General features: G+C 39.7%; 7 protein-coding genes. 3 read left to right on the plus strand and 4 right to left on the minus strand.

Translation table 11 applies throughout. The annotated features are described in order from the left end of the window. Positions 1-16: 16 nt before the first annotated feature. Positions 17-2,077: an NAD-dependent DNA ligase LigA gene (gene ligA, locus QNI22_RS10525; RefSeq protein WP_314510599.1), complete on the minus strand. Its 2,061-nt coding sequence runs from the start codon at positions 2,075-2,077 to the stop codon at positions 17-19. 430 nt (positions 2,078-2,507) lie between these two features. On the opposite strand from ligA, the gene QNI22_RS10530 reads away from it, so the two are divergent. The 3 genes from QNI22_RS10530 (at position 2,508) to QNI22_RS10540 (ending at position 6,781) form a co-directional block, all read left to right on the plus strand. After that, entirely contained in the window at positions 2,508-4,877 is a 2,370-nt protein-coding gene (locus QNI22_RS10530; RefSeq protein ID WP_314510600.1) for a hybrid sensor histidine kinase/response regulator, read from the plus strand. Between the two features lie 197 nt (positions 4,878-5,074). Next, a complete protein-coding gene (locus QNI22_RS10535; RefSeq protein ID WP_313989594.1) occupies positions 5,075-5,530 on the plus strand; it encodes a hypothetical protein in 456 nt (151 codons plus the stop codon). Positions 5,531-5,809: 279 nt separating this feature from the next. After that, positions 5,810-6,781, plus strand: a complete 972-nt coding sequence (locus tag QNI22_RS10540; RefSeq protein ID WP_314510601.1) for a deoxyhypusine synthase family protein — start codon at positions 5,810-5,812, stop codon at positions 6,779-6,781. 70 nt (positions 6,782-6,851) lie between these two features. On the opposite strand, the gene QNI22_RS10545 is transcribed toward QNI22_RS10540, so the two are convergent. From QNI22_RS10545 to QNI22_RS10555, 3 genes are all read right to left on the minus strand, one after another. Beyond that, the gene (locus tag QNI22_RS10545) at positions 6,852-7,502 is read right to left on the minus strand and encodes a hypothetical protein (RefSeq protein WP_314510602.1); all 651 of its coding nucleotides are present in this window, start codon (positions 7,500-7,502) and stop codon (positions 6,852-6,854) included. Between the two features lie 149 nt (positions 7,503-7,651). Then, positions 7,652-10,855: a TonB-dependent receptor gene (locus tag QNI22_RS10550; RefSeq protein WP_314510603.1), complete on the minus strand. Its 3,204-nt coding sequence runs from the start codon at positions 10,853-10,855 to the stop codon at positions 7,652-7,654. Positions 10,856-11,229: 374 nt separating this feature from the next. Then, a complete protein-coding gene (locus QNI22_RS10555; RefSeq protein WP_314510604.1) occupies positions 11,230-11,847 on the minus strand; it encodes a 3-keto-disaccharide hydrolase in 618 nt (205 codons plus the stop codon). Positions 11,848-11,870: the final 23 nt, after the last annotated feature.

Raw genomic sequence — 11,870 nt, forward strand, 5'->3', positions numbered from 1 at the left:
ATAGATATACTATATTTTATCCGGCAGTCTCTCCTATCATTGTCAGAAAGTCCTGCTCGGAAATGATCTTAACACCAAGTTTCTCTGCCTTTTCCAGTTTGGATGGCCCCATATTCTCACCTGCCAGCAGATAATCCAGCTTTCCAGATACACCACTTAAGACCTTTCCTCCATTGGCAATAATCTTGTCTTTTAACACATCCCGATCAAAGTGCACAAATACTCCTGAAATTACAAATGACTTGCCTTCCAGTGCATTGCTCTCCATAACCAGTTCGCGCATCTCCATCTGCATCTGTACACCAGCCTCTTTTAGTTGCTGTATATACTCAACGTTCCGTGGCTCAGCAAAAAAACGGGCAATGCTCTCAGCAATTTTACCACCAATCTCAGGCGCTTGCATCAGTTGCTCAACCGTTGCCTGATAAATAGCATCTATATTTCCAAAATAGGCGGCCAGCTTTGCTGCAACCGTTGCTCCTACATAACGAATCCCTAAAGCAAACAGTACCCGATCAAAAGGAACAGCCTTGGATTTTTCAATAGAAGTCAGCATATTCTCGACTGTCTTCTGTTTAAAAGAAACCCGACGTACCTCACCTGTATCTGGATTGGTTATCACTTTTTCCAATCCAAAAAGCTGATTATAACTCAACTTATATAAATCAGCGGGACTATGTACCAAACCCTTATCATACAGCAATTCAATTTTTCCTTCGCCCAGACTATCCATATTCATTGCCTTACGCTGGATAAAATGCTCAATACGACCTCTGATCTGTGGAGGACACTCCAGTTCATTAGGGCAGTAATAGGCAGCCTCTCCTGGAATCCGTACCAGTGCAGTATTACAGGCAGGACAGGTTGTCGGAAACTGTACGGGAGCAGAACCCTCGTTCCGTTTAGTCAGATCAACACCTGTGACTTTAGGAATAATCTCTCCCCCTTTCTCAATAAACAGTGTATCCCCTTCATGAATGTCCAGACGGGCAATCTCGTTGGCATTATGCAATGAAGCTCTTCGCACTGTTGTACCAGCTAGTAATACAGCCTTCAGATTAGCCACAGGTGTAACAGCTCCTGTACGTCCAACCTGATAACTAACAGATTCCAATGGTGTGGCAGCAGCCAGTGCTTTGTATTTATAAGCAATTGCCCAGCGTGGACTTTTTGCAGTAAATCCCAGTTCCTGCTGTACCTCAAAGGCATTAACTTTTAGCACGATTCCATCTGTTCCTAAAGGCAGATTAAATCTTTCTGTATCCCAGTAATGAATATAATCCATTACCTCTTCAATAGTCTTACAAACCCGATAGGTTGGCGATACCTGAAATCCCCACTTTGTCAGTTGTTCCATTGACTGAGAGTGAGTCTGATAAGGCAGATTCTCACCAAGCAGGTAGTATATATAACAATCCAGCTGCCGTTTGGCCACTTCTGTTGAATCCTGAAGCTTTAATGTACCCGAAGCTGCATTGCGGGGATTTGCCATCAGAGCTTCTCCAATATCCTCCCGCATCTGATTCAGTTGTTCAAAAACCTTCCAGGGCATAAACACTTCTCCTCTTACCTCAAATTCAGCTGGAATATTGTCACCATAAATCTTCAATGGAATAGATCGGATGGTTCGGGCATTGGCTGTAATATCATCTCCCTGTACACCATCACCACGCGTAACAGCACGCTCCAACACCCCGTTTTTATACGTCAGACTCAAAGCCACTCCATCAAACTTCAGTTCACATACATATTCAAATTCATGATCTATCAATCTACGAATACGGGTATCAAAATCTTTAATTTCTTCTTCTGAATAGCTGTTACCCAGTGATAACATGGGATACTTGTGCTTGACAGAGGCAAAGTTTTTCGTAATGGTCCCTCCTACCCGCTGCGTAGGAGAATCAGGCTGAAGAAATTGAGGAAATTGTTTTTCCAAACCTGTCAATTCTTCCAGCAAGACATCAAAATCGTAATCAGAAATTTCAGATATACTATCCTGATAATAACGGTAGTTGTAATAATTTATCTTTTCAGTAAGCTCATTTATGCGGGACTGGGCCTGTGATTCTGTCATAATACTAGCGGATTGTTCAACTGCAAAGGTGGGAAGATAGGAAAAGAAAATCAAATCTGTTTTATAGTAACTATTTCCTTATTTATCCGTACTCAACACAACAGCTATTTCTGGTAGAAACAAGAATAAAACCTTTCAATATAACTCACTATCCAACAGATACATACATTTATTAACACCTATTTTACAAGTCAAAAAACACATTTTAATATAAAATCACATGATACAAACCTCACTTTTAAGATATGTTTACTATATCAAGCAAACATTAAATTGAATTTTTTCAACAAAAGTCTATATTTGCGTTATAATTAACCAGCAACTATACAAGGGAAGTTTAGTTATCCCTGATCAATGAGCCAATCTTCTGCTTGATGAGTCTTTTCTCCAGAAAATTGTACATAATTTATTATTTGTTTGTCAATCCTTTATGCGAATTTTCATTTATAGCATAGTAGTCTGGATATTTCAATTCTTTTTATTACCGATAAGCAATGCCCAAAATAGTCTAAAACTTCAGAATGATTCAGTAACCTATAACCTGAACCCTTATCTGAAAATGCTGAAAGACAAAAACCGATCGCTCAGCATTACTCAGATACAATCTCCTGTTTTCCAAAACAGGTTTATAGCTCATCCTAATTATAGTCTGGGTTTCAGCCAGGCAGGTTACTGGCTACGGTTTACTATTCTGTCTCCTCCTGATAAAAACTGGATTCTTTCCATACACAATCCATTGCTGGTTCATGCTAAATTGTATATTCCTCAGAGAGATTCCGGATTTCAGGTACAAGAGTGGGGATCACAAACCACGAAACTCTACTCCTATAAGTATCCTATATTTAGCATAAAGCCACAATCGGCTACTCCTCAAACCTATTATCTGTATGTATGGGGAGATGGCCCTTTGGATCTGCCTGTTCTCATTGAATCCGAAACCTTTTTTCAGAAAAAAGATCATATTGAACAGTTTTGGCAGGGAATCTTTTATGGGATTCTGTTTGTGATGGCTGTTTATAACTTCATTTTGTATGTCTTCCTCAGAGACCTTAGTTATCTTTATTATGTATTATATCTGATTCTGATTGCATTCTTTTTACTTTCTCTCAGTGGATATGGAAACGAATGGTTATGGTCATCTCCCAGTTGGTGGTCGGACAGAGCTGTTTTTATAACGGGAAGTTTAACAGCCATCATGATTGTTATCTTTTGTCTGCAATTTCTCCACTTACGCAAAACTTTGCCCGCCTGGTATAAGATAGGCCGTTATTTTATTATTGTAACTGTAGTTGAGGTAATACTGGGAGCATTCTTATTAGATCTGTCTCTCAACATGCTTTTACTCACAATCACAGCAGCCATCTTTGTTATCATTATTTTAAGTATTTCGATCAAATCATACCAAAATGGAAACCTTTCAGCAGGTTATCTTTTACTAGCCTGGACAGTAATGTTGATCAGTGTGGGGATTGCTGTATTGAATGCATTTGGGCTCATACCCAGCAACACATTTACACTGAAAAGTTTGCAGATAGGTTCGGTTACAGATGTCATCCTGATATCACTGGCACTTGTTGACAGAATTCATAGTATCCAGATGCAGAAGATTCAGATAGAGCAGGAAAAAAATAATGCAGAGCACAATCAGAAAGTAAAAGAGGAAATATTGGCTACTATGAGTCATGAAATACGTACTCCTTTGAATGCAGTGATAGGTTTTGCTAAACTTCTGGAAAAGACAAATACAACCCAAACTCAATCGGATTATATACGACATATTCATGAATCAGCAGAAAATCTGCTTGTACTTATAAATGATATACTGGATCTGTCTAAAATCAATGCAGGCAAAGTTACGTTTGAACAGGTAGAGATCAATCTGCAGGAATGTGTCCGGCATCTGTTTGAAACCCTACAGTTTCAGGTGACAGAAAAAAAGCTGGAAATGATTGCAGACATACAGGAAGATGTACCAACTCTGTTTCTGGGTGATCCTGTACGACTTAATCAGATTCTACTTAACCTGTTAAGTAATGCAGTCAAATTTACCCCAAAGGGGAGTGTTACACTTCGAATTCGGACATTGAAACTCGAGAAGCAACAGATAGCCTTGCTCTTCGAAGTAGAAGATACAGGTATTGGTATTCCGGCAAACAGGCTTTCAAGTATTTTTGAAGGCTTTACACAAGCTTCAGACCAGACCACCCGAATGTATGGTGGTACAGGGCTGGGCTTAGCGATTGTGAAACAACTGGTTGAAATGCAGGGAGGAAACATTGCTGTAAAAAGCCAGTTAGGTGTAGGTTCTGTATTTTCGGTGGCTCTTCCTTTCTACCGGGTGTATTCGGTAGCAGAGAAAAATGAAACAGTACCTGCATCCTTTCCTCAAACACCTCTTGTACTATTAATTATAGACGACAATCCGCTTAACAGGCTAATTGCACAAAGTACGGTTCATAACGCCTCCTCCAATGCCAAAGCAGAACTCGCAGGCAGTGGTCAGGAAGGCATTGAATTACTACAAAAAACGGAATATCACGCCGTATTGATAGACCTCCAGATGCCTGACATGGATGGCTATGAAGTAGCCCGTCATATTCGTACACATCTCCCTGATAAACAACACATACCGCTCATTGCCATGACAGCCAGTCTGGATGATAGAGATCATGAACAGGCACTGGCAGCTGGCATGCATGACATTGTGACAAAACCCTTTGAGGCTGGTGTATTATTTAAAAAAATCTTTAAATTGCGCGCCAATTTGCAAAATCCAGGCAATGAACCAAACCAAAAGTAGGGTATTTGCGTTAAAGTAAAAGTTTTTTCAAACTACACATTGCTCCTTTATATAAAGTGGAAACGGAAGGTTGGTCAGTCATCTACAGATTGACGAGTTGATGTATTTTTATGCATTACTTATTAACCTAATGGCATTATTTTTTAGGGAACAATCTTTTACTTTTTGAACTTGTAATTATCTAAATTATACTTAGAATGGACAACTTAGAACTGAAGAGAAAATTATTTGAAGCTTGCATTGATACACAGAAGGAAATAGTAAAAACGGCAAAGGAAGCCATGCTGGAAGCTCAGGAAAATGCAAACAGTGAAGAAGGTAGCCCTGAGGAAATGACAGAGTCATATCGGGAACAAATGCACCAGACCAGAGATATGTATGCTATCAAATGGCGTAATTCTCAAAATGATCTGGAACTGCTTGAAAGTGTTCCAGCCTATGATCTCAAATCTGTAATTGAACAAGGATCTGTTGTCAAAACCTCTGCTCAACATTTTTTTATTGCAATCGGCATGAATAAAGTGGTGCTGGATGGTGAAACTTTTTTCCCTATCTCTATCTCTGCTCCGATTTTTCAAGCTATGGTAGGTATGAAAAAAGGGGATACATTTCATTTCCGGGACAGAAAATATGAGATTAAGGACGTTTTTTAATAGATACGTATCAAACAAACTTTTACTCTTCGCTTCGACGATTTTGGCCACTATTCACTCTATAGTGGCTTTTTTATTGATAGGGTATGCAGGCTGGCCATTTGAAAAATGATTACAACAGGGAGCATACCCTAAAATAGTGAACAAACTGGTCTTATCCTCTGTTTACACAGGATCAACTTTTTATTAAGATCTGCACAGAATAGCCAATTACCGGGTAAAAGTTTTTACCTTTGCGCAAAATTTCATTATTCATCTCAAAAAATAGAATATCAATCCATGAAAGGACCTATTTCTCAGTTTATAGAAAAGAATTACCTGCACTTTAATGCAGCAGCTCTGGTAGATGCAGCAAAAGGATACGAAACGCATTTGCTGGACAATGGTAAGATGATGATTACCCTGGCAGGTGCCATGAGTACTGCAGAACTGGGCATTTCGCTGGCTGAAATGATTCGTCAGGATAAAGTGCATATTATTTCCTGTACAGGTGCCAACCTGGAAGAGGATCTGATGAACCTGGTAGCACACAATTCATACAAACGGGTACCTCATTATCGTGACCTAAGCCCTCAGGATGAATGGGATCTGCTTGAAAATCATTACAACCGTGTAACAGATACGTGTATTCCGGAAGAAGAGGCATTCCGTAAGTTACAGAAACACCTGATCGGTATCTGGAGTAAAGCGGAACAAAGTGGAGAACGCTATTTCCCACACGAATACATGTATCAGATTCTGAATTCAGGTGAACTGGAACAATACTATGAAATTGATCCTAAAAACTCCTGGATGCTGGCAGCTGCTGAGAAAAATCTACCGATTGTAGTACCAGGCTGGGAAGATTCTACTATGGGTAACATCTTTGCTTCCTATTGTATCAAGGGAACACTGAAGCCTTCAACCATGAAGTCAGGTATCGAATACATGACTTTCCTGGCTGACTGGTATACTAAAAATTGTGAAGGAAAAGGCATTGGTTTCTTCCAGATTGGTGGAGGTATTGCAGGTGACTTCCCTATCTGTGTAGTACCAATGTTGTATCAGGATATGGAAATGCATGATGTTCCTTTCTGGTCATACTTCTGCCAGATTTCTGACTCTACTACATCCTATGGCTCCTACTCAGGCGCTGTGCCTAATGAGAAAATTACCTGGGGTAAACTGGATATTACTACACCTAAGTTTATTGTAGAATCAGATGCGACTATTGTAGCACCGTTGATGTTTGCCTATATATTAGGCCAGTAAAATCTGGACAATACTCATACCTAAGCCGATGCATCCTGTATCGGCTTTTTTTGTTTATGCAGGCAGGAAATCAGGCTGCTTGTAGGTTAAAACAAGTGATCGTCTCACCATAAGGCAAAGGTATAGTAGCACTGAAGGTGCAAACACCCTCTTTTTGTACGTGGATACATGCAGTATGCTTATATATTGATATAGCCACCACTGTATTTTCTGAAAGAGTGGTAATTGTAGCAGGTTCTTCGTTTATAACAAGACTCTCTTTCACTACATGTTCTAACTCTTCCAATTTCAAGATAGTTTGTTTTATAGCCTGCATACGCACTTGTACTTCAGCCTGTTTGATCTCTTTGAGGATCAATTTGGCAGGATTATCTTTCCTCTTGCGTTTAGAAACCACACTCAGTCTCCAACGATTGGCATGCCAGCGTCCTCTAGCCTTATCTATTTCCTTCTGTAGTCGCTTCAGTGTACGTTTTTTGTACTTTTCGGGTTTGTCTTCTGCTTGAAACACTACTTCCCGTTCCTTCAACTCAGCCAGATAGCTATCCAGAAACTGCTGACGTGCCTGGTATTTCACTTCATCCACAGCAATTTTAGCGATACGCTTCTTCATCAAATGAATTTCTTTATCCAGACGGATATCATAATCAACCAAATCATAATAAGCATATCGATGTTCCTGAGTAGTGGTATTCATAGCAGTTTGACGATGAGTTTTCATACCTTAAAAATACGAAATTCCCAAGCTTCCTCCAAAGATATCAAAACTACGCTCAGAACTCATTATCAAATAGTTACACTATAAAACAAAAAAAATCCTCTTTTACTAAAAGAGGATTTAATAGTATAGACAAATCGAGACTCAAAAAATTAAAAACCATAGCGGATACCAAGCTGAACCTGGAATGGATCTCCGGAAGGCGTTAACACACCTGGAGAGTTTACTCTATAGTTATATCGCTTAGCCGTTTGATCAAATCCTGGTACAGCAGGTGCAGTATCCGTTTTAGGAATACCTAATGCATATAAGCTTTGAGAACCAAGTGACTTATTGGTACCTTTGTTTCTATTCAGCATGTTCATTACGTTAAAGATATCACCAGATATCTGAAGGTTGTGGCCTTTACCGAAGTTTATTCGCTTCATAATCCGTAAGTCTACTGTTCCATAGAAACCGTTGATACCACCATTTCTTTCTGCAATCTTTCCAGTGTATTTATTGATGTAATCTTTAATACTCTGGCTTGCATTAGGATTATCAATGATGGCCTGTAAGCCATTTCTCACATTTTCGGGAACCTCTGTACTATTTCTGTCAAAGATATAGGCAAGATCATTTGTAGCTACAAAGTCTGCATTGGTATTAGCACCAGACAATAAGCTATAGCGTGTACCACCAATACCTGAATAACGTATACCTACCACAAATCCATAAAAGGTTGGAGAAGAACCGTAAATTACCACCTTATTGCGGAACTGGTTATCAGAATAGGTCATTTTGCTCAGATCACGTGGATCATCTTTTACGGGCAGAGATAAAGTTGCCGTGTTGGCTACGTTACCGTTGTAAGAGGTATTGTCTTTGGTATCATTCCATGTATAGCTCACTGAAATTTCACCATCTCTAAAATACTGATATGTACCATCAAGCACTACAGCAAACTGATTTACTTTACCTTGGCTAGTCAGTTCCAGCACACGTCCCAATCTTTCAGAAATACGGCCTTTGGTCCAGTCTCCGTTACCACTTGAAGGCATACTGGTTAATGGTACAAATACACCACGGTTATCTTCATTAGCCAGTGTGAAGAAAGGTGTCTTAGACATGTTTCTGTCTACATACATGTAGTTATTCCGACCCAGTGTAGCATATCCTGTTACACTCACTTTCAATTTATCCGTTACATAACGGGTATAGGAGATGTTTCCTTTGTATACAACAGGCACTTTACTATCCGAACCATTCATGTTGATGGTTGGAATCTGAAGGTTATTCAATGTAGGAATGCTGTTGTAATTATTGCGGTAAGCGATAAAATCCGGAGTAGGAACATTTGGATTTCGTACATCTACCGTACCGTAATGTCTTCCGTCAAAGGTCAGGTTGTTAATAACCATATAGTTGTTAATGTCTGAAGCAAAAACACCTGCCCCTAAACGGATAAAGTCTCTGTTACGATCGTTTACATTCCAGTTAAACTGCACACGAGGCTGTACAATAAATGATTTTAGTTTATTGTCTGTACGCAAGCCCAGATCTTCCAGCACAGCCTGATTCAATGGAGCCGAAGGATAATGCGCATAATCCATACGTAAACCAGCTGTTACATCCAGACCTTTGGTTAATCGTGTTTTCATTTGTCCGTAAAGACCCACGTTATAGGTATTGCCAACTACAGTAGGATCATCTACCAGAGGAACCTCACGGAAATAACGATAAGGTCTTAGGTTCTCAAAGTTCTGCATGGCAGTACCATTGGCATCATTGGTATAATGGAAACGGCCATTTACTTCACTTCCATACAATGAACGGGCTCTGGTATACATTACATCCACACCAAAAGTATATTCAGCCTTATTGGTATTATAATACAGGTTATCGATCAGTTGTACTACATTATTGGTAAAACGTTCCTGTGCAAAACGGTGACCGCCAATCTGAATGGAAGTAGATTTGGTAGAACCATCAATAGGAGATGTTACGTTTTCGACAATCGCTCTCGGAATGTTTTTGGATGGCAACTGATCACCGGGAGAACTATTCTGATGGGTATACAAATGTTGTACTTTCAGTTCATTTGTCAAACGAGGACTTATAGAACTACGCAATGTTGCCAAAAGACTATTGTCAACGTTATAATCATTACCTGTTGATTCATACAGGTTTATGGCTGTGTTATCTACTAATCCCAATTTATTGACATCACTGGTAAAGTTATTTCGGATTGTCAGCAGGTTTCGGTTATTGATCTGCCAATCCAAACGAAGAAAGCCAGCATCTGAATTACGTTGTTTATCAAATGATCCATACTGGCGTGTATCAGCCACACCATACTTGGCACGGGCAATTTGTATAAATCTGTCTAGCGTATCTTTTCGGATGTTGAACCGGCTTTCATCAGAAGGAGATTGAATATCTGCAATTACCAGTGACCGCTGATCCAATTGATGGTCCCATACTACAAAGAAATGCAACTTATCCTTAATGATCGGACCACTCAGTGAGAAACCATACTGATTGGTTGAATAGTTATTATTACGCACATTACCCCGGATATCATAACGGCTTGCCAGCCAGTTGGCGCGTGTATACAGGAACACACTTCCACTCAATGTATTGGTTCCCGATTTAGTTACCGCACTTACAACACCCCCTCCATTACGGCCATAGGTAACATCATACTGGTTAGTTACTACTTTAAATTCTCTGACAGCTTCGATAGAAATAGAATAAGGAGAACCGCTGCGACTTGTTGTAGCACCAGCAGAAGTCGGGTTCTTAGAGTTCATCCCATCAATAGTATAGCCTGTAGAAGATCCCAACTGTCCGGAAATATTTCCGCCTCTGCTCAATGGTGATAAATCTGTTAATGAAGCAAAGCTACGTCCGTTTACAGGCATTCGGGTGATGTTTTTGGAAGTGATAGCGGTAGAGGCTCCCAGATCTTCCGTTTTGTTTTTCAATCCGGAATCTGTGATTTCTATAGCATCCAGCATTTGAGCATCTTCCTGCATGTTTACATTAATCCTTAGAGCATCACCCTGATTCAGAAATAAATTATTTTTCTGATGTTGACTATATCCTACGAAGGTTACAGTAACAGTATAAGGTCCACCCAATGGAAGTTGTTTGAATACATATTCTCCTTGTGCACTAGTAGTGGTGGCAGTAGTAAATCCGGTAGATGCATTTCTAACCTGAACAGTAGCACCCGGAAGTGGGCTTTTCTGATTGTCCAGAATTATACCTGTAATAGAGGCTTGTGTCGTTTGAGCATTTACACTAAAAGTAGTAAAGCCATAGGACAACAAAAACAAAAGAAGTAATACAATAGACCTTGTATTGTTTTTCATTTGATGAAATAGTTTGTAAGGGTTTGTTTTTGAAGCCACAAAATTGAGAAATTCAAACCAGCAAGGGATTAACGGATTGTTAATAAGGTATTATAAAATTACAATCCCTCAGGCCTTTAAACAGGATCTGATTCCAACCAGGACTTCAGGGATAAAAAGAGGATTTGCACACTAAAAACAAGGCTGATTGTATCAGATGATACTAGTGTGGATGCTTTAAAAGAAAAGAAAGTACAGGTAGGAATAGTTACCTTATTCTACAGTTTGGTAACATTAACTTTACGTCTGTAAATTATTCATTATCGAAATGTTAATGGCATAAAAAAAGACCTCCCGGATCGAGAGGTCTTTGTGTATTCGTTAGCAGAGTAAAACTACAGTGTTCGGATCTTGATATTGCGCCATTTTACTTTGATACCACCCCCATCATGAATCTGAAGGGCAATGATTCCATTGGCAGCACCAATTTTATCATCTGAGAACGTAATCATTTCCTGGCCATTCACCCAGGTAGTTACCTGTCCACCAGACACTTTTATTTTCATGGTGTTCCACTCTCCCATTTTCAGTGCCTTGTCTTTGTCGTCTGTCGGCTTAATTAACCAGCCCCGGCCATACGACTCATAAATACCACCCGTCCAGTGTCCGGGAGGTGCTACCTCAGCCTGCCAGCCAGTAATTTTGGTACCTTCAAGACTGGAATGAAAGAACACACCACTGTTTCCATTGGCTTCCTGTTTAAACTCCAGTGTCAGTTCAAAATCCTTATAGGACTGATCTGTGCCCAGATAGCCATATCCTTTGTCTGGCCCACTTTCACAGATTAACTCGCCTTTTTCGACATACCATTTTTCGGTACCATATACTTTCCATCCCTTCAGATCTTTCCCATTAAACAAGGATGTCCATTTTTCTTTTTTGGATTGTTGTGAGTACGCGACAAGACCAATCAATAGTCCGGCGACAAGGAAAGCGAATTTTAAACGCTGCATAGAAATAAAATAAGGGTAAGGTT

It is taken from the genome of Xanthocytophaga agilis (genome assembly GCF_030068605.1).
GTDB classification, from domain to species: domain Bacteria; phylum Bacteroidota; class Bacteroidia; order Cytophagales; family 172606-1; genus Xanthocytophaga; species Xanthocytophaga agilis.